We start from the raw sequence: 25713 nt of genomic DNA, 5'->3' as shown, positions 1-25713 counted from the left end.
TCAGACGAAAAGTGTGGACAAGTCTATCTTGTCCCCAGCATGGGGCAAACGCCGCTAGCCCAACCAGTCCAGGCTCAACAGCAGGCGCCGCTGCCCCGCAGGCGTCGTCGGCGAGCGGTGCACCAGACCTGCACCCTCATTGCCCAGCCACTTCTCGCCTTTGAGCAACGCCACTTCCCCGACCGCCAGGCGCTGGATGTTATCCACAGGCGCCTGCTGCAGGTTCGACCGATCTATCGCCCCTTCCTCCAACCATTCACTGCCAGCCCCAGCATAGGTGGTCAATAGCCGCAGCGGGACATGGTCGACATGGAAACGCGGACACATCGCGCCCTCCAGCACCCGCAGGCGCAAACCGATGCGTCGCGCGCCGAGCAGGCAGGTGTAGGCTGAGATCAGCCACGACACATCCGCGACGAAGCCTTCGTAGCCGTGCAAGTCGACCGCCTCGGGCAGGAAACCCACCAGTTGCGGCGCATCGCGCTCGTTCACCTCGAGCACCCGTGAATCGCCGACAGATTGCCCAAGATTGACCAACAGCGCGCAGAAGTCCTCGACCTGCGCCGGCAGCTGTCGGCGCCACACCACCAGGTTGACGCCATCGTGGAGAATTTCCGTCAGCACCTGGGGCGACTCACCCGATACCTGGCGGATATCCACAGCCTTGGCCGCCAACTTCATGCTGCAACCTCATCCAGCCAAGGGCCGAAGGGGTCTGGCAGGCGCAGCCAGGCCATCGGCCCCAGCTCCATCTCGGCGTCGGTCAGCAGGCAGGCTTCCAGCTCTGTGGATAACCGTGTGAAGTCGATGTTCTGCCCGATGAATACCAGTTCCTGCCGGCAATCTCCGGTTTCCACTTCCCATTGCTTGAGGATCGCGGCCAGGTTGTCTTCATCCTGCGGCCATTGCTCACGCGGCACGAAACGCCACCATCGACCGGCGAGGCCGTAACGCATCATACCGCCCGCCTGCGACCAACTGCCCGCTTCCTGGTACTTGCTGGCCAGCCAGAAGAAACCTTTAGAACGCAGCAGACGACCGTTTTCCCACGGGTTGTGGATAAAGTCGAAAAAGCGCTGTGGATGGAATGGCCGGCGTGACTGCCACGTAGTCGCGGCAATGCCGTATTCCTCAGTTTCCGGCACATGCTCGCCACGTAACTCCTGCAGCCAGCCCGGCGCCTGTGCGGCTTGATCGAAGTCGAACAGGCCAGTGTCGAGGATGCGTTCGAGCGGCACCTGGCCCATCACCATTGGCACGATCTGCGCGCGGGCGTTCAGGCTGCGCAGGATAGCGACCAGCTCCTCGCGCTCATGTTGGCTGATGAGGTCGATCTTGCTCAGCAACAGCACATCGGCGAATTCCACCTGCTCGATCAACAGGTCGCTGATCGAACGCTCGTCTTCCTCGCCCAAGGTTTCACCCCGGCTGGCCAGACTGTCGGCAGCCTGGTAGTCGCGCAGGAAGTTGAGGCCATCGACTACCGTGACCATGGTGTCCAGCCGCGCCATATCGGACAGGCTGCGCCCCTGCTCATCGCGAAAGGTGAAGGTTTCGGCAACCGGCAACGGCTCGGAAATACCCGTGGACTCGATCAGCAGGTAGTCGAAGCGGCCTTCGCTGGCCAGACGCGCGACCTCTTCCAGCAGGTCCTCGCGCAGGGTGCAGCAGATGCAGCCATTGCTCATCTCCACCAGTTTTTCCTCGGCGCGGTTGAGGCTGACGTTGCGCTGTACCTCACTGGCATCGATGTTGATTTCACTCATGTCATTGACGATTACTGCAACCCGCAGGTTCTCGCGGTTACGCAACACATGGTTGAGCAGAGTGCTCTTGCCGGCCCCCAGGAAGCCGGACAACACGGTGACGGGAAGACGCTTGGACATGGTTGGCCTCATCAGACGATGCGCATTCGAAACGATGCATTGCGTGACGTTATATTATAACAATACAATTTCGCCAAGCCGCGCTCGCCGAACGGCTGTTGGAGATGGACATGAAACTGCCCCGCGTCATCCTGCTTCTACTGCTCGCCCTGCCTACGCCACTGTTGGCAGCCATGCAACGCACCGACCTGGCCATTTGCACCCGCAGCGCCACGCTGCTGGCCTGCCAGGACCGCCAGGGCAACTACTACAGCGTCCGCACCGAGGGCAGCACCTTCTACTTGCGCGGCTATGACATCGCTAGCCGCAGGCTCTGGGCGCAAACCAACAGCCGCTACGGCCAGTTGACCTTCTTCACCGGCCTGGCCAGCGACGGCGAGGCCTGGGTGGGCTACAGCCGCCGTGTCGGCTGGACCACCCTCAACCGGGTCTCCAGCTCCAGCGGCCAGCGCTTCAACCTTCATTGCAGCTTGATCGGCGGTTGCCGCTGACGCTCCCTCTTAATGGAACCTTTCCAATGACCAGCCTGACACTTCCCGATATCGCCTCTCAAACCGACCGCAAGGTCCAGCCGCTGGACTGGGTAGGCATGAGCGGCATCGCCCTGCCGATCCAGCTGGGCGGGCGCACCCTGAGCGCCAAGGCCGATGTTGGCGTGAGCCTGGATGACGGCAAGTCGCGCGGCATTCACATGTCACGCCTCTACCTGGCCTTGGAAGCTCTGGAACACCAAGCCCTGACGCCTCTCGTATTGCGCCAGCTGCTGGCAGGCTTTCTCGACAGCCATGCGGGCCTCTCCAGCCGCGCCTACCTCAGGTTGGAGTTTGAATACCTGCTGAAAAGGCCGGCACTGGTAAGCCCCCTGGCAGGTTGGAAAAGTTATCCAGTGACTGTGGACGCGCGCATCGAAAATGAAATGTTCCACGTGGAACTAGGCGCGGACATTCCCTATTCCTCGACCTGCCCGTGCTCAGCCGCCTTGGCCCGGCAGCTGATCCAGGAGCAGTTTCTCAACTGCTTCGCCAATCGGGAGGTGGATACGCAAGCCGTGCTCCAGTGGCTCGGCAGCACCGAAGGCCTGGTGGCGACGCCCCATAGCCAACGCAGCCAGGCGCGAATCCAGACGCGCCTGCGCCAGCAAGAAAGCATTCCGTTAGATTCGCTGATCGATAGCGTGGAGGCCGCCCTCGGCACAGCTGTGCAAACAGCGGTCAAGCGTGCAGACGAACAGGCCTTCGCCTTGGCCAATGGGCAAAACCTGATGTTCTGTGAAGATGCCGCACGGCGAGTGCATCAAGCGCTACGAGAGTTACCGTGGGTCGCCGGCTTCGCCTTGCGCGTGGAACATGCAGAAAGCCTGCATGCCCACGACGCAGTGGCTGCCAGCCAATGGCAGTGGTGAGCGGTCAACTACGCGGGCGTACGTTGCCGCAGTCGTTGCCCAGCCAGACAGCGCGGGTGTTCATGCTGCCCTGCTGCTGAACACCGGATGCGTTGAACGTACCGCTGACCTGGGTGACGAACTCGCGGTCGCTAAGGAAGGTGGCTTGGCCATTGCCCTGGGCGCGAGGGCAACTGAACTGGAATTTCCAGACGTTGCCCTGGCGTTCGGTAATCCTCTGGGTACAGCCGGACTGTGGGTCTTGTAACGGAATATCATTAGTTTGCACCTGCTCTGGGGTCAGGCACGAGCGCACGCCCTTGCCCGCCACGGCGATGCCCTGCCTGGCCAGGGCACCTTCCATCATGGCGCGCTGCTCAGGCGGCAGGTTCTTTAGCTGGCCAAGCATGAACTCCATGTCCGGCAGGGGCTTTCCATCGACCTGCATATTGCTGGTGGTCAATTCCCACAGGCCAGGTTGCAACATCTGTGCGCTGGCCAGCAGCGGGCTGCCCAGGCCCATTGCCAGGGCGATCAATGGCAGGCGAATCTTCATGGGTACAGGCTCCTCAAATACCGGCTCGGGGCCGGACAGAGCCTTAGACGCATTTTCCGCTTCCGGGTTGCACGCCTGCCCTTGAACATGGTCTGTTAGGCATCTGTGCCTTTGGTAAGCAGGATGCGTATGGATTACCACAGCCCCTATTTCCTTGGTTACCTGCTCGGCCTGATCCACCTGCTCGGCGGCATCGCCGCACTGCACGCGCTGTTCACTGTGCGCACTGCCCAAGGCTCGATCGCCTGGGCCATGTCATTGTTCTTTATTCCCTACCTCACGCTTATTCCCTACCTGGTGTTCGGCGCCCGCTCGTTCTCCGCCTACATCCAGGCCAGGCGCCAGGCCAACCAGGAAATGCACGTGGCCATGGCCAACCTGAACTGGCGGCCTTGGGTCGAAGAGGCACTCGCGGCCCGCGAGTCGCAAAGCTACGCAGCCCTGCGGGCGATGCCCAAGTTGAGCCGCATGCCATGCCTGGCCAATAACGAGGTCAAGCTGCTGGTCAATGGCGAAGCCACCTTCCATGCCATCTTCGCCGCTATCGCCGAGGCGCGGGACACCGTGCTGGTGCAGTTCTTCATCATTCACGACGACGCGCTTGGCCGGGAGCTGCAGCAGCTGCTGCTGCGCAAGGCGGCCGAAGGCGTGAAGGTGTTCGTGCTGTACGACAGCGTCGGCAGCCATGCCCTGCCCGCCGATTACGCCCACGGCCTGCGTGAAGGCGGTGTGCAGATTCACGCTTTCGCCACCCGTCGCGGCTGGTTCAACCGCTTTCAGGTCAACTTTCGCAACCACCGCAAGATTGTCGTGGTGGATGGTCTGCTAGGCTTCGTGGGCGGCCACAATGTCGGTGATGAGTACCTGGGCGGGCACCCACGGCTATCGCCCTGGCGTGATACCCATATACAGATAAGCGGGCCAGTCCTGGCCTGCCTGCAGGAGTCGTTCGCCGAAGACTGGTACTGGGCCACCCGCGAATTGCCACCGTTGATCCTGCCGGACACTTACCCGGAAGACGGCGTGCTGTGCCAGGTATTGGCCAGCGGCCCGGCCGACCCGCAGGAAACCTGCGCATTGTTCTTTCTGGAGGCCATCCACTCCGCCAACCGCCGCGTGTGGATTACCAGCCCATATTTCATCCCTGACGAAGCAGTTTTCGCCGCCTTGCGCCTGGCGGCACTGCGGGGGGTGGACGTACGTGTATTGATCCCCTCGCGGCCTGACCACCGCATCGTCTATGCCGCCTCCAGCCTCTTCGCCTTCGAGGCGGTGCGCGCTGGCGTGCGCATGTTCCGCTACCAGCCAGGGTTCCTGCACCAGAAGGTAGTGCTGGTGGACGACGAGGTAAGCGCGATCGGCAGCGCCAACCTGGACAACCGCTCGTTCCGCCTGAATTTCGAGATCACCTTGCTGACCATCGACCGAGCCTTCGCCGACCAGGTCGAACGCATGCTGGAGGAAGACTTCGAGCTGTCGCGGGAAATCACGGCCGAGGACAGCCGGGACACTCATCGCTTGCAGCAGTTGGGGATGCGCGTTGCGCGGTTGATTTCACCTATTCTGTGAATATTTTTGCCCCTTCGCGGCACGCCCGCTCCTACAGGTACACCGCAGTCAAAGAGCGGCGGCGTGCCCGCGAAGAAGCAAGCTCATTCGAGCCTGCTTGTTAACGGTACAAATCCTCGCGGGTCCAAGGCAGGTCGTGATGCCCATCGGCATACGGCTTCACCGCCAGGATCTGGTGCAGGTTTATCCAACCCTTGCTGAAGGCATAGGCGCAGCCGGCCAGGTACACGCGCCAGATACGCAGGGCCTTCTCCGGCACCAGTGTTGCGGCCTTGTGCAACTGGTTCTCGAGGTTCTCGCTCCAGTGGGTGAGGGTCTTGGCGTAATGCAGGCGCAGGCTCTCCACGTCTACCACCTCAAGGCCCGCCTCGCAGACACTGGCACTGATCATCGAGATATGCGGCAGCTCGCCATGGGGGAAAACATAGCGCTCGATGAACTCCCCCGCCCCGCGCCCTACCGGCCTGCCGTCGACATGCTTGGCGGTAATGCCGTGGTTCATTACCAGGCCCCCTTCACGCACCGCGCCGAACAGCTTCTGGCAGTACAACCCGAGGTTGGCGTGCCCCACATGCTCGAACATGCCCACGCTCACCACCTTGTCGAAGCGGCCATCCTGGGGTAGATCGCGGTAATCGAGGATCTGCAGGTCGACCCTGTCGGCCAGGCCTTCCTCTGCCACTCGCTGGCGTGCCAGCGTCAACTGCTCCTGGCTCAGGGTAATGCCGAACACCTTGGCGCCATACTCGCGTGCAGCAAAGCGCGCCAGGCCGCCCCAGCCGCAACCGACATCCAGCAGGTAGTCGTCGGCCTGCAAGCGCAGCTTGCGGCACAGGTGGTCGAACTTGTCCTGCTGGGCCTGGGCCAGGGTATTGTCGGGCTCTTTGAAGTAGGCGCAGGAATAGGCCATGTCTGGGTCGAGCCAGAGCTGATAGAAGTCGTTGGAAAGGTCGTAGTGGTAGGAGATGGCTTCGGCGTCGGTGCTTTTGTCATGGGCGGTACGCACAGGCAGTACATCCTCTTCGCCTGCGAGCAAGGCTTCGCTCAGTTCGTCGCATACACGAATGACTTCGCCGATATTGCCTTCCAGTTCAAGCTTGCCCTCGACGAAGGCAGCCCCCAGGGCATCCATGCTTGGATGGGTCAGCTGGCTAATCAGCTGCGGCTCCTTGACCAGGATGGTGACCTGTGGGCTGGGGCCTAGATCGAACTCCTTGCCGTCCCATAGCTTGAGTCGTAAAGGCAACCGCAGGCTCTGCAACGCAGGTGGTAGTTGCGCAAGCATGAATGACCCTCCGTTTCATGATCGGGGCTCCCTGACATTTCGAGTGCCACCGCAAGAGGGTAGTTCATCCCCGCAAAGTTTCCGTTTATCGAGGCCATAGTCTAGAACTATCAGAGCCGGTGATGAGACAGATTGTATACAACTATCCTTGCAGCCTCTAATCTTGTCCTTTTCTCGCGCTTCTTCTCCCTGGAGTGAAACCCATGAAATCCTATGATGTGGTGATCATCGGCGGCGGCCCCGGCGGCTATAACGCAGCCATCCGCGCGGGCCAACTGGGCCTGAGCGTGGCCTGCGTGGAAGGTCGCTCGACCCTGGGCGGCACCTGCCTGAACGTTGGTTGCATGCCATCCAAGGCGCTGCTGCACGCTTCCGAGCTTTTCGAGGCTGCCAGCGGAAGCGAATTCGCCCACCTGGGCATCGAGGTAAAACCGACCTTGAACCTGGCCCAGATGATGAAACAGAAGGACGAAAGCGTTACCGGGCTGACCAAGGGCATCGAATTCCTGTTCCGCAAGAACAAGGTCGACTGGGTCAAGGGTTGGGGACGCCTGGACGGCGTGGGCAAGGTCGTCGTCAAGGCCGAGGACGGCAGCGAAAGCACCCTCCAAGCCAAGGACATCGTCATCGCCACTGGCTCCGAACCGACCCCGCTGCCGGGCGTGACCATCGACAACCAGCGCATCATCGACTCCACCGGCGCACTCGCCCTGCCCGAGGTGCCCAAGCACCTGGTGGTGATCGGCGCAGGCGTGATCGGCCTGGAGCTGGGCTCGGTGTGGCGCCGCCTGGGCAGCGAAGTGACGGTCATCGAGTTCCTGGACCGTATCTGCCCCGGCACCGATGAAGAAACCGCCAAGACCCTGCAAAAAGCCCTGGCCAAACAAGGCATGAAATTCAAGCTGGGCAGCAAGGTGACCCAGGCCACCACCAGTGCCGACAGCGTCAGCCTGACCCTGGAGCCTGCCGCGGGTGGCACAGCCGAAACCCTGCAAGCCGACTACGTTCTGGTGGCCATCGGTCGTCGCCCCTATACAAAGGGCCTGAACCTGGAAAGCGTGGGCCTCGAGACCGACAAGCGCGGTATGCTGGCCAACGACCACCATCGCAGTTCGGTACCGGGTATCTGGGTTATCGGCGACGTCACTGCGGGCCCGATGCTCGCGCACAAGGCCGAGGACGAAGCGGTGTCGTGCATCGAACGTATCGCCGGCAAGGCCCACGAGGTCAACTACAACCTGATTCCCGGCGTCATCTATACCCGCCCGGAACTGGCCAGCGTGGGCAAGACCGAAGAGCAGCTCAAGGCCGAGGGCCGCGCCTACAAGGTGGGCAAGTTCCCCTTCACCGCCAACAGCCGCGCCAAGATCAACCACGAGACCGAAGGCTTCGCCAAGGTACTGGCCGATGCCAACACCGATGAGGTGCTGGGCGTGCACCTGGTCGGCCCGAGCGTCAGCGAGATGATCGGCGAGTTCTGCGTGGCCATGGAGTTCAGTGCCTCGGCCGAAGACATCGCCCTCACCTGCCACCCCCACCCGACCCGCTCCGAAGCCTTGCGCCAGGCCGCGATGAACGTCGAAGGGATGGCCATGCAGATCTGACACCGGCAACTGCAACGACGCCTTCGCAGGCTTGCCCGTGAAGGCGTCGTCAGCGTCTGCCATCTCGCTATGCTGACTATCGCCATGGGCGGGGAAGTTTCCTCAAATCATGTCGGCCATTAGCCAACAGACCTGCCAGATGCATCAACACTTTCCAGCACCAGACACCCTGCAAATTGCTGGTGCCCAGCCGCTTTCATATACTTTTCGTTTACCGGAAACCCTGCCGTCTGCCGCTTTCCCGCGAATCCACAACCTTTCTTCGAGGCCATGATGCTCAACGCAATGATTGTGGACGATCATCCCTTCATCCGCTCCGCAGTCCGAATGGTGCTCAAGCAACAGCATTACGACGTCGTCGCCGAAGCGGGTAACGGCGCAGATGCCGTGCAACTTGCCCGCGAACACAAGCCCAACCTGATGGTCCTCGATATCTCCATGCCTGGGGTCGATGGAATGGGTGCGTTGGGGCGCATCACCGACCTGCGCCTGCCCATCAAGGTCATCATCCTCACCGCCCTCTGCGCCACCTTCTTCTCCATGCGCTGCATGCGCGCGGGCGCCAGCGGCTATGTGTCCAAGGGCGACGACCTCGACGAACTGGTCAAGGCCATCGATGCGATCAAGGCCGGCTATACCTTCTTCCCCGACCTGGCCATGAGTTCAGTGCGCCATGACGACGCCTACGCCAGCGAAACCGCAATGATCCAGCGTTTGTCCGACCGCGAATTGTCCATCTTCCAGCAACTCGCCCATGGTTTCAGCAACCAGGAAATCGCCGACAAGATGCTGCTCAGCAGCAAGACCATCAGCACCTACAAGGCCAGGATCATCGACAAGTTGAAGTTGAAATCGCTGGTACACCTCGCCGAATTCGCCAAGCGCAACAATCTCATCTGATGAAGCGGATCGTAAGCATATGCCTGGCAACCTTGCTGATACTGTCAGGTTCGACAGGGGTGTTCGCCGAGCAAGACGCCTTGCGCCTGCTCGGCCGCTCGCAGGTCACGGGCTACCAGCTCGACCTGGCCGCGGACGATGCCCGCTGGCTGCGCGCCAAGGGCACCCTGCGCCTGGGGATATCGGCACCGGACTACCCGCCCTTCGACCTCACCAGCAACCACCAGTACGAGGGCATTTCCGCCGACTACGCCGCGCTGGTGGCCGAGCTGCTGCAGGTGCGCCTGAGCATCCACCGCTACGACTCACGAGCAGCACTGATCGGCGCCCTGAAGCGCGGCGAGATCGACCTGCTGAGCACTGCCAATGGCTTCGAGGCGCAAGAGCCCGGCATCACGCTTTCCACGCCCTACAGCGACGACCAGCCGGTCCTCGTCACGCGCACCGATGACAAGGCTCCACATTGGGAGGAGCTGGCCGGCAAGACCATCGCCATGCTCAACCACTACCTGCCCGCGCACCAGGTGCAAGAGGCCTACCCGAACTCTACCCTGCGGCTTTACCCCTCGACGATCGAAGCCATCAACGCCGTAGCCTTCGGCAAGGACGACGTGTACTTGGGCGATGCCATCAGCGCCAACTACCTGATCAACCGCAACTACCTGAACAACTTACGCCTTACCGACTTTGCCGGCCTTGCCGGCACTCGCTTCGCCTTTGCCGTGACCACTGCGCAAGCCCGTCTTCTGCGCCTGCTCGACCAGGCCCTGCAGGCCGTCCCGCACAACGAGCGCATCACCATACTGCGCCGCTGGGGCGCGTTCGACATGAGCATCCCAGGGCAGCACCTGCTGAACTTCGACGAGCGCGAAGAGCGCTGGATGCAAGCCAACCCTCGGGTCACCGTGATGGCGGTGGAGAACTTCCGCCCCATCACCTTCTTCAACGAACAAGGTGAGGCGCGTGGCATCGCCGCGGATCTGCTGGCCAAGGTAGCCCTGCGTACCGGCCTGCAATTCGAGATACGCAAGGCTGCCTCCCTCGCCGAGGAGCTCGACGAGCTGCGCAGCGGCAAGGCGCAAGTGATTGCGGCCCTCACTCCCAGTAACCAGCGCGCCAGCGACCTGCGCTTCACCCGGCCCTACCTCAACAGCGCCTTCGTGCTGGTCAGTCGCAAGGCCGACGGCAGCCCGGATACCCTGGATGACCTCGGTGGCAAGAGCCTGGCGTTGATCCGCGGCAACTATCTCGCCGAGACCCTTGCCCAGCGTTTCCCGAACATCCGCATTACCCCGGTGGACAGCTCGGCCGAGGTGATGGAACGGGTCGCCAAAGGACAGGTGGATGCCGGGGTCAACTCGCTGCCCATCGCCCGCTATCTGATCTCCCGCCAGTACCCGCGCTTGCAGATCACCAGCACCGTGGGCAGCGAGCCGGCTCGCTTTTCCTTCGCGGTCCCGCACGACAAGCCTGAACTGCACTCGATCCTGGAAAAAGCCCTGCTGAGCATCTCGCCCGAGGAAATGGGCGAGCTCACCACGCGCTGGCGCAACGACGTGTTCATCGACAACAGCTACTGGCAGCGCAATCGCGAGGCCATCGTACGCGGGTTTCTGGTCGCCGGCGCCCTGCTGCTGCTGGCGCTGGCCTGGATCATCTACCTGCGCCGCCAGATACGCCGCCGCGTGAAGGCCGAGCAAGCGCTGGGCGACCAGCTCGAGTTCATGCGCGTGCTGATCGACGAAACCCCTCACCCGATCTACGTACGTGACCGCAAGGGCCATCTGCTGGCGTGTAACAGCGGCTACCTCAGCGTGCTGGGCGTCAGCCGCGAGCAGGTAATGGGCAAAAGCGCGCTCGAAGTCCCCTACGTCGACCCCGGGGAAGCGGCGCAATACCACGCCGAATACCTGAGGGTCATGGCCGAAGGCACCCCGCATATCCAGGATCGCCAGTTGACCCTTCGCGATGGCCAGCGCCTGACCATCTACCACTGGGTACTGCCCTACCGCAGCAGCGATGGCGCGGTGATCGGCATGATCTGCGGCTGGATCGACATCAGCGAGCGCCAGCACCTGCTCGACATGGTGCAAGAAGCCAACCGGGCCAAGACCACCTTCCTGGCGACCATGAGCCACGAGATACGCACCCCTATCAATGCAGTGGTCGGCATGTTGGAACTGGCCCTGAAGAAGGCCGAGCAAGGGCTGCCCGACCAAGTCGCCATCGAGACCGCCTCAGATGCTGCACATGGCCTGCTCGAGCTGATCGGCGACATCCTCGACATCGCACGCATCGAAACCGGCAAACTGTCGCTCACGCCCAAGCGCGCCAATCTGCTCGAGCTGCTGCGCCCGCAAGCACGTATCTTCGAAGGCCTGGCCAAGCAGAAGCGCCTGCCCCTGGTGCTGGAGCTCGACCCGCAGGCCGACCGTGATGTGCTCATAGACCCGCTGCGCTTCAAGCAGGTGGTCTCGAACCTGTTGAGCAATGCCATCAAGTTCACCGAGCAGGGCCAGGTCCGCCTGAGCTTGCAGGTGCTGCCCGAAAGCGACGCGCAGACCCTGCGCATCCACCTGCGGGTCGAGGATACCGGGGTGGGTATCTCGGACGCCGACCAGAAGAAGCTTTTCAGTCCCTACACCCAGGCCTCCAGCAATACCCAGTCGGCCCGCACCGGCTCCGGGCTCGGCCTGGTGATCTGCCGCACGCTGTGCGACATGATGGGTGGCCAGCTGCAATTGCAAAGCGTGCTGGGCCAGGGCACCCAACTGGACATGCGTCTCGACCTGCCGCTGCTGAAGCCGCTCGCCGGCAAAGCCGCTGCGACCGACGACACGACGCCCAGCCAGCGCACGCTGGATATCCTGGTGGCCGACGACTACCCCACCAATCGCCTGCTGCTGCGCAAGCAGCTGGGCTACCTTGGCCACCAGGTCAGCGAAGCCGAGGATGGCGCCCAGGCGTTGCAGGCTTGGCGAGAGGGGCGCTTCGATGTGCTCATCACCGACTGCAACATGCCGGTGATGAACGGCTACGACCTGGCCCGCGCTATCCGCAGGGACGAAGCCCTGCACGGTGCGCCGCGCTGCACGATCCTTGGCTTCACGGCAAACGCTCTGCCCGATGAGAAAGAGCGCTGCCTGGAAGCGGGTATGGACGACTGCCTGTTCAAACCCATCACCCTCCCTGAACTGGCCCAGTGCCTGGGCCAGGCCGTACCCTGCGCACCGCCGCTCAATGACGACGCACCCGCGCCGCAGAACGCCTCGTGCATCGACCTGGCCTACCTGGAAAAACTCGTACAAGGCGACGGCGCCGCACTCCATGCCTTGCTGACCGACCTGGCAGCGAGCGTGGCCAATGACCGGGCCGAACTGGGGACTATTGTCGCGGGCCATGACTTCACGCTGTTGAAGGATATTGCCCATCGCATCAGGGGCGGGGCGCGCCTGGTCAGGGCGCAGCCTACGATCGAAGCCTGCGCCCAGGTCGAAGCGGCCTGCGCCACGGCGGACAAGACGCGGATGGCATCGGCAGCAGAACACTTGAAACAGGAAATGAGCGCACTGGCGCAGGCGCTGCAGAACTATCTGGAAAATGCCTGAGCCCACCATGGGTGAGCGGCGTCAGTGTTTCATAAGCATTGCATCGTAGGGTTTGACAGCTGCGCCGCAGGCGCTGGCGGGATAGATACGCACGCTCGGCTCGCTACCGAGGTCACTGCCCCTGGGCAGTTCGAGCCTGTGCATCTGGCCTGGCAGGATGTAGGTATTGGGCAGCATCAGGTTGGTGTTGGCCGCGATCACGTTGACCTGCCGGTTGAGCCGCACGATGTATTGACTGCCGTTCCTGACCACCAGCTCCTGGCCCTCGACCGACCATTCCAGCAACGTCCAGGGGTCGCTCTTTTCCGGAAAGTCGCCGAGGCTCGCCAGCACCGGCGGGTCAGCGTTGATGTGATCCGCGGAAGGCTGCGCAGCCAGACCAAGGCTGGTGGCGACGAACAGGCTGATGAAGGAAAGATCCCGCAAAGTGTAACGACCAGCGCTTTTCATTGAAGAGCCTTCATATTCGAAAAACTGTTGTACCCCAAGCAATCAACGACTCGTTTTTTGTTGAGTTCATTTACAGGTCCGGATAGTAGGCTCGACGAAAAACCTCCCGAATATGATCTCGCCCAAGATGGCGTAAGTTAATTCTTACGACGAACCAGAAGGCCTGGGCGCCTGTACCCAGGCCCCATCGGCAGTTGCCATCACCCGGCGCTCGAGGATGCTCCTGCTTATAACGGCGTGCTGTCCCACGGCGCCCTGGCCATGAATCGGGCCTCGATGAACGTTTTGAACGCCTCGACTTTCGCGGCGGTATAGGCGGCTGAAGGCCTGACCAGGTAAACGCCTACATCGGTACTGAAGGTCCACTCCGGCAGTACCCGGACAAGCCTGCCACTCTCCAGGGCCCTGGCCATCAGCCAGGTGCTGCCCGCGACGATGCCCAGACCGTGCATGGCCGCGATCAGCAAGCCCTCATTGTCGTTGCTTTTGATCGAACCCTTCGGTCGCAGGGTGACGGCCCTGCCGTGGGAGACCAGGCGCCAATCAGGGAAATCGCTGAACCCGGTGTAGGAAAGACACTGGTGATTCATCAGGTCGTGGGGCTGCGCGGGTGTTCCCCACTGCTCCAGGTAGTCCGGCGAAGCGCACAGGATGCGCGTTTGATCGCACAGCTTGCGCGCAATCAGCCGGCTGTCCGGCAGGTCACCGATACGGATGGCCAGGTCATAGCCCTTCGAGACGATATCCACAAAATTGTCCGAATACTCGAGCTCCAACGACAGGTGCGGATGCAGCTTGGCGAACTCCGCTATCAAGGGGCTCAGCCACATGCGCCCCATGGCGGATGGCAACGACAGCCTGAGCGTGCCTTGGATACTGGAGGAATCTTGCAGCGCTTCGGACTGGGCCTCGCCGATCAGCCGCGCCGCCGCGCGGATGTTCTCGACGAAACGAGCGCCGACGTCTGTGAAACGCACCGCGCGGGTAGTTCTCTCGACCAGCCGAACACCCAGCCTCAATTCCAGCGCAGAGATACGCTTGGACAGGATCGAGGGATGCCGTTCGAGCACCTTCGCCGCCGCTGCAAACGTTCGGTGGTCCGCTAGCGCAAGAATTGCCGAAAGCTCATCGGCATGACGACTGTCGAACGGGTCCATCAATCACCTCGGCAGTGGAAATCAGGGAATCAGTACGATCGCGCCTTTGGAACGGCCCTGCTCGATGTCCTGCTGGGCCTTGTCGGCATCCTTCAGCGGGTAGGTTTTCGCGACATGGGCCTTGATGATCCCCTTGGCGACGGCATCCAGCACGTCGCCAGCGCGCTCCTGGTAGGCCTCGGCAGTGGCTGTGTGGGCCACCAGGGAGGGCCGGGTGAGGTACAGCGAGCCTTTGGCATTGAGGGTACCTACCGCAACAGGGTCCGGTACGCCGCTGGAAATGCCGTAGGTAACCATCAGACCACGGACCTTCAGGCAGTCCAATGAGGTTTCGAAGGTTTGCTTGCCGATCGGGTCGTACACCACATCGGCTTTCTTGCCATCGGTGGCTGCCTGGACATTGGCCGCCAGCGTCGCACTGTCGAAAACGAAGACGTGATCGCATCCAGCAGCCCGCGCCCGCTCGACACTGGCCTGCTTTGAAACCACACCGATGACATTAGCCCCCAGGTGCTTCGCCCAAGCCGCCATCAGTTGCCCCACGCCACCCGCTGCCCCATAGAGCAGGACGTTGGTGCCCTGGGTCACCGGATAGGTGGTCTTGAGCAGATATTGAGCGGTGATGCCCTTGAACAGCACAGCCGCGGCTTCTTCGAAACTCACGTCCTCTGGCAGCTTCACCAAGCGCTCTGCCGGGTAATGCCTGACAGCTGCATAGCTGCCAATCGGGCCGGTGGCGTAGGCGACGCGATCACCGACCTGGACGTTCGTCACGTTAGCACCGATGGCCTCTACGACGCCGGCTCCCTCGAGACCCATGCCAGAGGGCAGCGGGATCTTCACCTCGCCCCGGCGTTGGCTGATGTCCAAGGGGTTCACACCCACGGCATATTGTTTGAGCCGCACCTGCCCTTCGGCGGGCTCTGCGACCTCGATGCTGTCGAATTGAAGCTGCTCAGCACCGCCATGGTTTTCCAAACGCACGACATCAAACATGACCCACCTCCAGTGATTGCACTGCAACCAAGGTCGCACCTTGCATCAGGTGCAACAAGCCATGTTTCATGCACTACTTATCTGCATATGACGCACAAATAACGATCAAACCGGAATCAAGCCCGCTTCCCGATAACTCAAGACCAGGTCATCGAACAGTTCGATATCCGCTCGAGTACGGGCGATCAATTGCGCACCTGCAATGGCGGTATAGATCGAGCGTGCTCGACGCTCGCAGTCCTGCACCTCACGGTTGGTGCCCTCCGCCAATACCTGCGCCAGCCACCTGACATTAACGTCCGCGAATGCCCTGACCTCCCTGGAAACCTGCTCAGGCAGGTCTTCATATTCGGCAGCCATGAAGCTGGACATGCAGAGCCTGTTACCGTCCAGCAGCGACTTGCGGAAGATCGAGGGGTAGAGCTGCAGTCGCATGGCCAGGTCGGGGTTGGCGCGGCGGATTTCCTCGAGCGCTGCCAACGCGTCCTGCCAATAACGCTCTGCGACCGCCGCCCCGAGGTCTGCCTTGCTGGGGAAGTGGTAATAGATGCTGGCGTTCTTGATGCCGACCTCTTCGGCAATGCTACGGAAATTGATACCGCTGTAACCGTGCAGCTGCGCGGCCGATTTCGCCGCAGCCAAGATGGCCTCTCGAGCGTTCTCGCTCATGTTGTAGCCCTCGCTGGTGCCCGTTTGTCAGGCGATGGTACTACGGCAGCGTTTACCTGCCAATTGACAGGTAGGGGTTGACAGGCGCAAAACTCAGGCCCACTCTTTTACCTACCAACTGACAGACAGGTGACTACCATGGCTACTTCACACACCGACGTTCCCGCTATCGCTCCATTGAAAATCTATGACTGGTTCGACGGCCCATACCCAGCACGCGTGCGCATTGCACTGGCTGAAAAAGGCCTGCTGCCCAAGGTCGAGTTCGTCTCGGTGAACCTCTGGACCGGCGAACACAAGGAACCTGAGTTCCTGGCCATCAACTACTCGGGCACGCTTCCGGTGCTGGAGCTGGAAGACGGCACCCTGATCGCAGAATGCACGGCGATCACCCAGTACCTGGACCTTCTCGATGGCACCCCGACACTGACGGGCGAAACCCCAGTCGAAAAGGGCCTGATCCACATGATGACCAAGCGCGCCGAGATCGAATTCCTCGATGCAGTGAGCGTCTATTTTCACCACGCCACCCCAGGCCTCGGGCCTAAGGTCGAGCTCTACCAGAACCCCGAGTGGGGCGCAAAGATGGGCGAAAAAGCGACTCGCGGCATGCGCTACTTCGACACCTTGCTCAAGCACCAGCCTTTTGTTGCCGGCGATAAGTTCTCGATGGCCGATATCGCCGTGCTAGGCGGCATGATCTTCGCTTCGCTGGTGAAACTGCCGGTCCCCGAAGAGCTTGTCGCGCTGCGCGAATGGCATGCGAAGGTACAGCAACGGCCAAGCGTCCAGGCGTGGCGCGAGATGGTTGCGCAAGGGGCTCCAAAAAGCTGATACGCAGCAGAGGGCTTGCCGGCCAACCACCCGCTGCAACAACGCAAAATCCCCGTTTATGGGGGTTTTGCATTTATTCAGGCCGTTCATGCGATCATGCGCGTTTCCCAGTTGCCGATCATGCAAGGCGGTAAGCAGGACGATGTTTGAAATCACCAGCTATGCCGGCCTGTTCCTGGCGGCATTCGCCGCAGCAACGCTGCTGCCCATGCAGTCGGAGGCCGCGCTGGTCGCGATGCTCGTTTCGGAGCGCTACGTTCCTGCGGTTCTCCTGGCCGTGGCCACTTCTGGCAATGTGCTTGGTTCGGTCGCCAACTGGGGGCTGGGGCTCGGGGTCGAGCATTTCAAGCACAAACGCTGGTTCCCGGTCAGCGAGGCGAAACTCGAGAAAGCCCAAGTCACCTATCAGCGCTATGGCTACTGGTCGCTGCTGCTGAGCTGGGTGCCCCTCATCGGGGACCCCATCACACTGGTGGCCGGGGTGATGCGTGAACCGTTCTGGCGCTTCCTGCTGTTGGTCACTCTGGCCAAGGGCGGTCGATACCTGCTGCTGACGGTTCTGGTGCTCGGGGGCCTGGCGTGATTGGCCCAGGGGGACCTCGGCGTATCGGTCAAGACTCGCCAAACAGAGAAGTTCCGGCTCAATACGTCGGCTGCAGCCCTGCCAGCTGCTCCCTTCTGGTAACCTCCGATCTACGCTTTGATCGTGAAACGGAATTTCTCCATGACAACTGATCGCTTGAACCTACTTCAATTCGAACACCTGAGCCTCTCGGACGCCGCCATCGAACAATTCGAACGGTCCCTCGCGGCGCTGCGCGCCGAGGGCCTGCAGGACCGCTACGAGCAGCCGCTCGGTCTGTATCTCGCCGATATTGCCGACGCCGAAGATGTCCAGCAGCTGCTGGCGGCGAAGAACCTGGGTTTGGGCCTGGTGCATGGTCTTGTCCTGGCAAAGGCAGTCAGCCCTGCAACGGCTGAAAAACTGCGCCAGCTCTTCAGCGAAGCCGCAGAGCGGGCGATTCCAAAACGCGACTAGTGCGGCGAATGCTTTCGTGCAGTTGTGAATAGGGAGCCATCAAGGCTCCCTTTTCATCTGTGCCTGGGTGCTCACAACATAGTTTGACACAGAGCCCCTTGTAATTCGCGGCCTCCAGCGCTGAGACCTATCGCTGGGGACGAATCATAGTTTGACACAAGCAGATATCTCATCGAATAAAGCACTTCGCTGCACGCAATATAGTTTGACACAAGCAGCGACAAACCCGCTCAACGCGACCTCGTAAGTACTCAAGGTCATCTGCTTCCAGGTGTCCAGGGTGGCCAACAGGTAGGCAAATATCCTTTGCATCACACTTGTGGGTAGTGTCGCACCGTTGGGCGCTGATCGAGGCGTTGTCGCAGCAGGTTGACTGAACTAGTAAAGGCATAGAAATTATGGCCTAACGCCACCACTCAAGGTATTGTCGCCATTTTCGGCAGGACGCTGGAACCCTTGTCAGTGCCACTGACACACCCTGTCAGTCGTCCTCGCTAGAGTCGCCTCCAAGCCCACTGACAAGGAACCGCCATGGCGGCCAACGACCACGACACCCTAGCCCTGCGCCTGGCCGATATCCTGCGCGTGTTACAACACGGCGAGAGCCCCACGAGATTGCAGCTAGCCGAGCGCTTCAAGGTCAGCGAACGTACCATCTACCGCGACCTCAACCGCCTTGGCGATGTAGTCGAACCAGGTGTTGATGGAACCTATCAGCTAGCCAGCCAATATCGCAGCAAACTGTCCCCCGCCGACCTCCAAAACTTTGCTCGCCTCTGCGGCGTCGAGCGGTTGTTCCCGGTCAGCGATCGCCGCTCCTGGCTGGACTTGCTGTACACCGGCCCGAACCGTTTCCTGATCCGCGATGGGCATTTCGCCACCGAACGCCCGCACAGCCGCGACTTCAATGAGCTGGGCAGGGCCATCGGACAAAGCCTGCGCTGCCAGTTCGACTACACCGGCAAACAACGCCGTATCGAACCCTATCAGCTAATACACAACAAGGGCATCTGGTACCTCGCCGCGACCGAGGATAGCCGCCTGAAGAGTTTTGCCTTGCCGCGCGTCTCGGCCCTGCGCGTACTGGATGAAGCGTTTGTCCCCGACGCCATGATCCGGGCGCAGATCGAGAACGACGATGACATCTGGTTTGGGGCAGAGCGGCTCGGGGCAACCGTCCAGGTCGCCGCCTGCAATGCGTATTACTTCCTGCGACGTAATGTACTCCCGCAACAACAGCTGATCGAGCATCAGGCCGACGGCAGCCTGCTGCTGCGCTGCCAGGCGAACCACCCGAACCAGCTGTTACCGATCATCCGCTACTGGATTCCCCATGTCCGCATTCTTGAGCCTGCCTGGTTGCGGCAGAGACTGCGCGATGAACTTACCGACTATCTGCACTGAGCATCCGGACGACTGCCATGACTGAAATGGAAAAGCCCCTGGGCGACGAATACGACAAGAACGAAAGCATCGACTTCGAGCAAATCAGCAAAGAGCAGGCGGAGTATTTCGAAGCCGAGTTGTTCGACGGCGACCAGAACAACGCCGAAAAGACCACGGCGGTAGTCGCCTCCTTCGTCGAATCCTGCAACGCACGGGGTGACAAACCGCTGGAGCAATGGCTGGGCGACGAGTTCCGCAAGTATCCGGATCTTTGGAGCGGCGAAGAGGAGTTGCTGGAGGCTACCCAGCAAGTGATGGCCTCCACGGGTGCCTTCAACCAGTCCCGAGAATCGCTGCAAGCCTACATGGACACGGGGCGCAGTAAGGCCTCGTGGCTGGCCAGGGAAATCGAGAAGAACGCAGCGCTTAGCGGCTCGGTACACGTTGGACAATATGCTGGCGGCATCGACCAGGCTTTGGCCGATGCCACGCGCAACGCACAAAAGATGGTCACCAGACTCGACGGTGACATCAACCGTAACCCGAACCTCGACGGCCTGATCGCCGAACAGCACCATGTCGACACATTCAACATCGACGCCGCCAGCAAGGGCAGCCCGTATCGGGCACGGGTGGTCGGCTCCCGGGAAGCAAACTCGGTGGATATCGAGATCGTCGACGGCAACGGCAAGGTGGTCGGCCAGTACCAGTCAAAATACGGTGCCGATGCCGAGGCCACCAACGGCCAGCTCAAACAGGGCGATTACCAAGGGCAGAAGCCGCTGGTACCCGAAGGGCAAGGCGCCGACGTGCCCGGCAGCGCGGAAGTCATCGAAGCCGATGGGGTGAAATCCCGCCCCCTGACCAAGGAAGAGGCCAAGCGGCTCCAGGACAAGGCTCAGCAGGAAGCCGAGTCGCGCCAATACGACTGGAACGACACCAACCGCGCCACCATCGCCCGGCAGATCGGCAAGCAGGCCGTGATCGGCGCGTGCATCGCGGTGGGCATGCAGGGCACGCGAATTCTGGCCCGGCGCTTCTGGAACAAACTCAAGGGCCGTGAAAACCCTAGCGTCAACGACGACCTCAAGGAGTTCTTCGAAAGCGCGCTGCATGCCGGTGCCAATACCGCCGCGCAGGTGGCCGTGTCCGGCGCCGTGGTGGTGGCGGTGAAAAACGGCTGGCTCGGCGCGGCACTGCGCAACACCCCCGCCGGGCTGATCACCAATATCGCCTGCGTCGGGCTGCAGAACGCCAAGGTACTGTACAAGTTCGGCAAGGGCGAACTGACCGGCGAGGAAGCCCTCGATGCCATCGGCAACACCACGGTGACCACCACCATGGCCATCGCCGGCGCAACTGAAGGTGCCACGCTGGGGGCCGCGATCGGGACGGTATTCGGCCCGGTGGGCACGGTGATCGGTGGCTTTGTCGGCGGCGTGGCGGGCGGTATCGCCGGCGGGCAGATTGGTGAAGTGGTGTACGAGGCCGGCAAATCGGTGGCCAAGACCGCCGTCAAGGCAGTCGCCTACGTTGCACAGGGCGTGGGGGGCGCGGTCGAGTCGATCGGCCGCGGCATCAGCAACTTCGCCTCCAGCCTGCTTTCATTGTGGTAAGTGACCATGAACCTGCTCGAACTCAAGGACAAGATCAAATCCCACCTCAGCGCCGGCTACCCGGGGCTGTTCATCCAGTCGGCCGAAGAAGCACGGGTCGATGCCATGCTCCAGGATGTGGCCGCACAGTTGGAGCTGCACCCCAAGGAATGGAACCTCGGCTACGGCTGGGTCGATTTCTTCCACAAGCAACCCCGTGACAGCCAGCCAGGCAAGACCGACCTGGCCGACAGCCTGCCGTCGCTGCTGGACGACGACCTGGACCACAAGCTGTTCATCATCAAGGATGCCCGCAGCGCGCTGGAAAACCAGCCCCTGGCAGTGGCCCGCCTGAAGCAGTTGCTCAATCGTATCCAGCGCCATCATCGCGGCAAGGCCGCCGTGGTGCTGGTGTCCGAGACCTTGCATATACCGGCTCAAATCGAAGCACAGATTACCCTGCTGCCCCTGCCGCTGCCTCGCGGCGAGGAAATCAGCAACCAGCTCGACGCGGTCTGCCAGGCGCTCGACCTGCTGGTGCCGGAAGCGCTGCGCCAGCGCCTGCACGCAGCTTGCAGCGGCCTGACCCAGGAAGAGATCCGCTCGGCGCTGGCGATGGTGCGCCAGCAGCACGAGCAGATCAGTGATGCCGCCCTTGCGCTGATCCAGCACGAGAAGGAGCAGATCATCGCCAAGAGCGGCGTCCTGGAAATGCTCCGAGTCAACGAAAACGCCACCGACATCGGCGGGCTGGAAAACCTCAAGGCTTGGTTGGGCCGCCGCGCGCAGATCTTCCGGCGCCTTGGCGAAGCCCGTGAAGCCCGAGTGCAAGCGCCCAAAGGTGTGCTCATCGCCGGCATGCCAGGCTGCGGCAAGTCGCTGACGGCCAAGGCCGCCGCCGGCCTGTTCCAGCTCCCGCTGCTGCGCCTGGACATCGGCTCACTGCTGGGCAAGTACGTCGGCGAAAGCGAGCACAACATGCGCCGCGCCCTGAACATGGCCGAGTCGGTCAGCCCGTGCATCCTGTGGATCGACGAACTGGAAAAGGCCTTTGTCGGCATGAACAGCGGCAGCGGCTCGGAAGTGTCGTCGCGGCTGTTCGGCTACTTCCTGACCTGGATGCAGGAAAAGACCGGCGCCGTGTTCGTCATCGCCACCGCCAACAACATCACTGCCCTGCCCCCGGAACTGCTGCGCAAGGGGCGCTTCGACGAAGTGTTCTATGTCGGTTTCCCCAATGCCGTGGAGCGCGCGGCCATCCTCGACATCCACCTCAAGGGCGAGGCGGAGCTGGAAACCTCGCAGCGCAGCAAACTGGTCACCCAGTGCCGTGACTACGCAGGCGCCGATATCCAGAACGCGATCAACGAAGCGCGGGAAGCGGCCTTCCTGGACAACCGCGCACTCAAGTTCGAAGACCTTGAGTCCGCCATCGAGCTGACCGTGCCGCTGCGCGAGACCCTGCGCGAGCAGGTGGCCAAGTACGAAGAGCTGTTCGAAAAGCTCAAGCTCAAGCCAGCGTCAGCCAGCGACGGCCTGAGCGTGGCGCAGATGATCCAGATGGCCGACAGCCACAACGCCCTGCGCCGCGAGGAGGTTGCCCGCCATGAAGACTGCCCGGACGATGTGCTGGCCAAACTGGTCGGCGACACCGACGGCAAGGTGCGCACGGCGGCCTACGGCAACCCCAATTGCCCGGAGAAGCTGCTGACCCTGCGCATCAACATCGAGGAAGGCCAGCCCGGCTTCGACCTGGCGCTGCTGCACCTGGCCTGCCTGCATGCCCACGCGCCCCACGACCTCATCGCGGCGCAGTTCGAACGCCTGAAACTGGACGCCGACCAGCGCCGTCAGCTGGCGAGAAAGACCGACGACGAGTCGCTGCAGCAACGCCTGTACGCCGACCAGGAGCCACGGGTACGCCGGGCGCTGGCGATCAACAAGGCGGTAGGCAAGGCCCTGCAGTTGCAGTTGGCCAAAGACTCCGACGTGACGGTGCGCGACTACCTTATCAGCAATGACAATCTCCACCCCGAGGCACAGGAACTGCTGGCGCGCGACACATCCTACGAAGTGCGCGAAAGCCTCGCCCGTCGGGATAACTTGAGCGAAGCCGTGCTGATGCTGCTGACCCGTGATGAAGACCAGGACGTGCTCGAAGCCCTGGCTGGCCGCTCGGGCACCACCGCCCTGCCCGACCCGGTGCAGCTGGAACTGGTGAAATGCAATGCCGAGGTGCGCGAGTGCCTGGCCCGTAACGGCAACCTCGGTGCCCCCGCCCAGTTGCTGCTGGCCCGCGACTCCAGTGCCGAAGTACGGCGTGTGCTGGCCGCACAGCCGAACCTCACCAGCGCCGCGCTGCAATGCCTGACTTCGGACGAGGACACCGTGCAGTCCAGCCTGGCTGGCAATGAACATCTGGGATCTGCCTTGGTGCAGATGGATCTCTGCCGGCACCCGTCCGAGCCGGTGCGCATCGCCTTGGCAGGCAACACTTCGCTCAATGCCAAGGTCCAGGCACGGCTGGTCAAGGACCCCAGCGCCAAGGTGCGCGAAGCCCTGGCAGGCAATAAAAACCTCGACGAAAGCCTGCTTGAAACCCTGATGCAGGATGAGGACGACGACGTGCGCGAGCGCCTGGTACGCTGGCGCGATGCGGTCGCGCCGAGCGTACAGCGGCATCTGGCCACAGACCCCAAAGTTGCCATCCGCAGGTACCTGGCACGGGCCGAGAACCTGCTGGATGATGTGCAGCTTCTGCTGGCTAGTGACCAGCCCGAAGTGCAGGAGGCACTGGCGGGCAACGCCGCCCTTGTCACTGAAGTGCAGCAGCGCCTGCTGGAGAGAGGCGGTGCAGAACTGCTGCGTGAACTCGCCGGCAACAAAGCCCTAGCCCCACCGCTGCAAGCCAGGCTTGCCGATGATAGCAATCTCGAGGTGCGCTGCGAGCTTGCGCGCAATCAGGCGCTGGCCGGCCCCGTCGCCGAGAAAATGATCGACGATGTGGAAGCAGTACAGGAAGTGCTGGCCGCCAACCATTACCTGAGCGAGGCGCAGTACATGCGTCTGTACAAGCTAGGTAGCAGCAAGGTACGCGAGGAGCTGGCCGGAAACACAAACATTGGCGAAACCCTGGTGGGCCATATCTGCCAAGTCAACGTACTCACGAAACCCGGTGAACTGCCAGGCTTGGACATCGGTGCCCTGGTCTCTGGCTACATGGGGACGCAAAAACCCGTTACGTCCGGGCTGGCAGAAAAACTGAAAGTAGCGGCACGCGGCAACTTGCCTGAATCGCTCCAGTCCGCCTTGCTGGCTGAAGGCGCTCAGTCAGAGGCATTGCTGGAGGCGCTGGCGAAGAATCGATCGCTGTCCAAGGCTGTTCAACAATGCCTGGCCGAGCACAAAAGTGCCAAAGTCAGGGCGACCCTTGCCGCCAACGAGTCTGCGGATGACGACATTTTGCACTCGCTGATTGCCGACCCCGCCGCCGAAGTACGCGCGGCACTGCTACGCGACTGGTGGATGGATCCCACCATGGAGCTTGAACTGGCCCGCGACAAGGATGTGAGCGTGCGCATGGCCGTCGCCAGCCTGGACCGCCCCCGCAAAACCACGCAACTGTTGCTGGCCAATGACCCTGACCAAGCCGTCCGGACCAGCCTGCTGAAACGCGACAGCTCCTTCATGTCCACCCTGCATCCCCTAGCTCAGGAGGCGCTGGCACGCGACAAGAACCAGCCCATCCGCGAACTGCTGGCGGCATCTCCCCTGCTGAAGCCATCTGCGCAGATACTGTTGGCCAAGGACGAAAAGATCGGCGTGCGCAAGGCGCTGGCCAAAGGGCACGATGAACACTTCGGTGAACAGCTGTGCGAAGAGGCACAGTTGCACCTTGCCCGCGACCAGGAAAAAACCGTGCGCCTAGCCCTGGCCGAAAACAGCCATCTTCACCCGGCCGCCCAACTGCTACTAGCCCAGGACGCCTTGGTCAGCGTAAGGCTGAAGCTGGTTGAGGCCTCCAGCTACTGGCGCCAACTCACAGCGCAAACCCTGCGGGTATTGGCCAAGGACCCGAACAGCGAAATCCGCCAGATATTAGCCAGCAAACTGTTTGCCATGCTCGCCATACCGTGTGACGAGGATGTGCAGTTGGCCCTGGCCAGCGATCAGAGCATGGAGGTCAAGCACGCGATTATCAGATCCTTACGCTTTGGCAATACGCGCCTGAGCGATGCCGTAAGGGAGCAACTGCTCGAAGGACTGGATGAGGACATCCGCGAAACCGTCGAGGAGATGCTTGATAGTAGCGAGGAAGACTGAGCGTTTGAACAGCGTCGGTTTATAGCGATGGTCCCCACGGGTTGCGGCTTCAGCTGCAGCTGCAGCTTGTGGGAGCCTGCTGATGACGTCGACACTGTCATAGCTGATGCTGCCTGCACCCCAAAACCGGCAGCGTTGGTCAGGCGATTGATGCCGTCGTAGCCAAGGGTACGGTTGAAGCTGCTGTCGACCGAGCTGCGGATGGTTGCCAGGTTGCCGGTTCCGTCGTAGGTGTAGGCACTGTTGAGGTAGGTGGCGCCACCGGTCTTGGCGGTGGTGACGGTGGCCGGCCACAGGCGCGGGGTCTGGGTATAACTGGAGGTGGTGCCGTTGGCGTAGGTGATCTGGTTGATCATGCCGGAAGGCCAATAGGTCACGCCGAAGGGCATCGCCATTGGCAAAAAGCGAGATGACTCGGTTTGCCCAGCTTTCAGGCTCGAGGCCTAGCTAGAATGCCGAGCAATTTGCCAGCATG

At 61.8% G+C, this 25713-nt stretch carries 20 protein-coding genes; 12 read left to right on the top strand and 8 right to left on the bottom strand.

Annotated elements, in window-relative coordinates; genetic code table 11:
* Positions 1 to 54: 54 nt before the first annotated feature.
* Together RAC97_RS06805 and zigA are read right to left on the bottom strand one after the other, a co-directional pair.
* Positions 55 to 681 carry a DUF1826 domain-containing protein gene (locus tag RAC97_RS06805; RefSeq protein WP_375098503.1) on the bottom strand — a complete coding sequence of 209 codons (627 nt, stop codon included), beginning with the start codon at positions 679 to 681 and terminating at the stop codon, positions 55 to 57.
* A complete protein-coding gene (gene zigA, locus RAC97_RS06800; RefSeq protein WP_375098502.1) occupies positions 678 to 1886 on the bottom strand; it encodes a zinc metallochaperone GTPase ZigA in 1209 nt (402 codons plus the stop codon). Before zigA ends, RAC97_RS06805 begins: the two co-directional genes overlap by 4 nt.
* 110 nt (positions 1887 to 1996) lie before the next feature.
* Here zigA and RAC97_RS06795 point away from each other — a divergent pair, with 110 nt between their 5' ends.
* Positions 1997 to 2377, top strand: a complete 381-nt coding sequence (locus RAC97_RS06795; RefSeq protein WP_375098501.1) for a glutamine synthetase — start codon at positions 1997 to 1999, stop codon at positions 2375 to 2377.
* 26 nt (positions 2378 to 2403) lie between these two features.
* Positions 2404 to 3288, top strand: a complete 885-nt coding sequence (folE2, locus tag RAC97_RS06790) for a GTP cyclohydrolase FolE2 (protein ID WP_375098500.1) — start codon at positions 2404 to 2406, stop codon at positions 3286 to 3288.
* A gap of 4 nt (positions 3289 to 3292) precedes the next feature.
* Here folE2 and RAC97_RS06785 read toward each other — a convergent pair whose 3' ends face one another.
* Positions 3293 to 3823 (bottom strand): DUF3617 domain-containing protein, encoded by a 531-nt coding sequence (locus RAC97_RS06785; protein WP_375098499.1) that lies wholly within the window; start codon positions 3821 to 3823, stop codon positions 3293 to 3295.
* 129 nt (positions 3824 to 3952) lie between these two features.
* On the opposite strand from RAC97_RS06785, the gene cls reads away from it, so the two are divergent.
* Positions 3953 to 5392: a cardiolipin synthase gene (cls, locus tag RAC97_RS06780; protein ID WP_375098498.1), complete on the top strand. Its 1440-nt coding sequence runs from the start codon at positions 3953 to 3955 to the stop codon at positions 5390 to 5392.
* 100 nt (positions 5393 to 5492) lie between these two features.
* Here cls and cfaB read toward each other — a convergent pair whose 3' ends face one another.
* On the bottom strand, positions 5493 to 6677 hold the full coding sequence (gene cfaB, locus RAC97_RS06775) for a C17 cyclopropane fatty acid synthase CfaB (RefSeq protein ID WP_375098497.1): 1185 nt from the start codon (positions 6675 to 6677) through the stop codon (positions 5493 to 5495).
* 203 nt (positions 6678 to 6880) lie between these two features.
* Here cfaB and lpdA point away from each other — a divergent pair, with 203 nt between their 5' ends.
* The 3 genes from lpdA to RAC97_RS06760 all read left to right on the top strand — a co-directional run bounded on the left by lpdA (position 6881) and on the right by RAC97_RS06760 (position 12789).
* Complete coding sequence (gene lpdA, locus RAC97_RS06770; RefSeq protein WP_375098496.1) at positions 6881 to 8281, top strand: dihydrolipoyl dehydrogenase; 1401 nt, start codon at positions 6881 to 6883, stop codon at positions 8279 to 8281.
* A gap of 273 nt (positions 8282 to 8554) precedes the next feature.
* A complete protein-coding gene (locus RAC97_RS06765) occupies positions 8555 to 9181 on the top strand; it encodes a response regulator (RefSeq protein WP_375098495.1) in 627 nt (208 codons plus the stop codon).
* Positions 9182 to 9240: 59 nt separating this feature from the next.
* Entirely contained in the window at positions 9241 to 12789 is a 3549-nt protein-coding gene (locus RAC97_RS06760) for a transporter substrate-binding domain-containing protein (RefSeq protein ID WP_375098494.1), read from the top strand.
* 21 nt (positions 12790 to 12810) lie between these two features.
* Here the strand turns inward: RAC97_RS06760 and RAC97_RS06755 are convergent, their stop codons facing one another.
* The 4 genes from RAC97_RS06755 to RAC97_RS06740 all read right to left on the bottom strand — a co-directional run bounded on the left by RAC97_RS06755 (position 12811) and on the right by RAC97_RS06740 (position 16061).
* A complete protein-coding gene (locus RAC97_RS06755) occupies positions 12811 to 13239 on the bottom strand; it encodes a hypothetical protein (RefSeq protein ID WP_375098493.1) in 429 nt (142 codons plus the stop codon).
* Positions 13240 to 13466: 227 nt separating this feature from the next.
* Positions 13467 to 14396 carry a LysR family transcriptional regulator gene (locus tag RAC97_RS06750; RefSeq protein WP_375098492.1) on the bottom strand — a complete coding sequence of 310 codons (930 nt, stop codon included), beginning with the start codon at positions 14394 to 14396 and terminating at the stop codon, positions 13467 to 13469.
* 21 nt (positions 14397 to 14417) lie between these two features.
* Positions 14418 to 15392 (bottom strand): quinone oxidoreductase, encoded by a 975-nt coding sequence (locus tag RAC97_RS06745; RefSeq protein WP_375098491.1) that lies wholly within the window; start codon positions 15390 to 15392, stop codon positions 14418 to 14420.
* Between the two features lie 105 nt (positions 15393 to 15497).
* The gene (locus RAC97_RS06740) at positions 15498 to 16061 is read right to left on the bottom strand and encodes a TetR/AcrR family transcriptional regulator (protein WP_375098490.1); all 564 of its coding nucleotides are present in this window, start codon (positions 16059 to 16061) and stop codon (positions 15498 to 15500) included.
* A 138-nt stretch (positions 16062 to 16199) separates the two neighbouring features.
* On the opposite strand from RAC97_RS06740, the gene RAC97_RS06735 reads away from it, so the two are divergent.
* From RAC97_RS06735 to RAC97_RS06710, 6 genes are all read left to right on the top strand, one after another.
* Positions 16200 to 16895, top strand: coding sequence for a glutathione S-transferase (locus RAC97_RS06735; RefSeq protein WP_375098489.1), 696 nt, complete (start codon positions 16200 to 16202; stop codon positions 16893 to 16895).
* Between the two features lie 142 nt (positions 16896 to 17037).
* Positions 17038 to 17478, top strand: a complete 441-nt coding sequence (locus RAC97_RS06730) for a YqaA family protein (RefSeq protein ID WP_375098488.1) — start codon at positions 17038 to 17040, stop codon at positions 17476 to 17478.
* 141 nt (positions 17479 to 17619) lie between these two features.
* Positions 17620 to 17934, top strand: a complete 315-nt coding sequence (locus tag RAC97_RS06725; protein WP_375098487.1) for a hypothetical protein — start codon at positions 17620 to 17622, stop codon at positions 17932 to 17934.
* Positions 17935 to 18465: 531 nt separating this feature from the next.
* Complete coding sequence (locus RAC97_RS06720; RefSeq protein WP_375098486.1) at positions 18466 to 19338, top strand: helix-turn-helix transcriptional regulator; 873 nt, start codon at positions 18466 to 18468, stop codon at positions 19336 to 19338.
* A 17-nt stretch (positions 19339 to 19355) separates the two neighbouring features.
* Positions 19356 to 20936, top strand: a complete 1581-nt coding sequence (locus tag RAC97_RS06715; protein WP_375098485.1) for a hypothetical protein — start codon at positions 19356 to 19358, stop codon at positions 20934 to 20936.
* 6 nt (positions 20937 to 20942) lie between these two features.
* Positions 20943 to 25238, top strand: coding sequence for an AAA family ATPase (locus RAC97_RS06710; protein WP_375098484.1), 4296 nt, complete (start codon positions 20943 to 20945; stop codon positions 25236 to 25238).
* Positions 25239 to 25713: the final 475 nt, after the last annotated feature.

The sequence above is a fragment of the Pseudomonas sp. LS_2 genome (assembly GCF_042709235.1).
In the GTDB taxonomy this organism is placed as follows: domain Bacteria; phylum Pseudomonadota; class Gammaproteobacteria; order Pseudomonadales; family Pseudomonadaceae; genus Aquipseudomonas.
The sequence above is the reverse complement of the archived record's forward strand: the minus strand, read 5'-3'. Positions and strand labels throughout refer to the sequence as shown.

What these genes read in the sequence shown, in the direction of transcription:
- RAC97_RS06805 (WP_375098503.1), bottom strand. Translation starts at nt 681, where the DNA reads ATGAAGTTGGCGGCCAAGGCTGTGGATATCCGCCAGGTATCGGGTGAG.
- zigA (WP_375098502.1), bottom strand. Translation starts at nt 1,886, where the DNA reads ATGTCCAAGCGTCTTCCCGTCACCGTGTTGTCCGGCTTCCTGGGGGCC.
- RAC97_RS06795 (WP_375098501.1), top strand. Translation starts at nt 1,997, where the DNA reads ATGAAACTGCCCCGCGTCATCCTGCTTCTACTGCTCGCCCTGCCTACG.
- folE2 (WP_375098500.1), top strand. Translation starts at nt 2,404, where the DNA reads ATGACCAGCCTGACACTTCCCGATATCGCCTCTCAAACCGACCGCAAG.
- RAC97_RS06785 (WP_375098499.1), bottom strand. Translation starts at nt 3,823, where the DNA reads ATGAAGATTCGCCTGCCATTGATCGCCCTGGCAATGGGCCTGGGCAGC.
- cls (WP_375098498.1), top strand. Translation starts at nt 3,953, where the DNA reads ATGGATTACCACAGCCCCTATTTCCTTGGTTACCTGCTCGGCCTGATC.
- cfaB (WP_375098497.1), bottom strand. Translation starts at nt 6,677, where the DNA reads ATGCTTGCGCAACTACCACCTGCGTTGCAGAGCCTGCGGTTGCCTTTA.
- lpdA (WP_375098496.1), top strand. Translation starts at nt 6,881, where the DNA reads ATGAAATCCTATGATGTGGTGATCATCGGCGGCGGCCCCGGCGGCTAT.
- RAC97_RS06765 (WP_375098495.1), top strand. Translation starts at nt 8,555, where the DNA reads ATGCTCAACGCAATGATTGTGGACGATCATCCCTTCATCCGCTCCGCA.
- RAC97_RS06755 (WP_375098493.1), bottom strand. Translation starts at nt 13,239, where the DNA reads ATGAAAAGCGCTGGTCGTTACACTTTGCGGGATCTTTCCTTCATCAGC.
- RAC97_RS06750 (WP_375098492.1), bottom strand. Translation starts at nt 14,396, where the DNA reads ATGGACCCGTTCGACAGTCGTCATGCCGATGAGCTTTCGGCAATTCTT.
- RAC97_RS06745 (WP_375098491.1), bottom strand. Translation starts at nt 15,392, where the DNA reads ATGTTTGATGTCGTGCGTTTGGAAAACCATGGCGGTGCTGAGCAGCTT.
- RAC97_RS06740 (WP_375098490.1), bottom strand. Translation starts at nt 16,061, where the DNA reads ATGAGCGAGAACGCTCGAGAGGCCATCTTGGCTGCGGCGAAATCGGCC.
- RAC97_RS06735 (WP_375098489.1), top strand. Translation starts at nt 16,200, where the DNA reads ATGGCTACTTCACACACCGACGTTCCCGCTATCGCTCCATTGAAAATC.
- RAC97_RS06730 (WP_375098488.1), top strand. Translation starts at nt 17,038, where the DNA reads ATGTTTGAAATCACCAGCTATGCCGGCCTGTTCCTGGCGGCATTCGCC.
- RAC97_RS06725 (WP_375098487.1), top strand. Translation starts at nt 17,620, where the DNA reads ATGACAACTGATCGCTTGAACCTACTTCAATTCGAACACCTGAGCCTC.
- RAC97_RS06720 (WP_375098486.1), top strand. Translation starts at nt 18,466, where the DNA reads ATGGCGGCCAACGACCACGACACCCTAGCCCTGCGCCTGGCCGATATC.
- RAC97_RS06715 (WP_375098485.1), top strand. Translation starts at nt 19,356, where the DNA reads ATGACTGAAATGGAAAAGCCCCTGGGCGACGAATACGACAAGAACGAA.
- RAC97_RS06710 (WP_375098484.1), top strand. Translation starts at nt 20,943, where the DNA reads ATGAACCTGCTCGAACTCAAGGACAAGATCAAATCCCACCTCAGCGCC.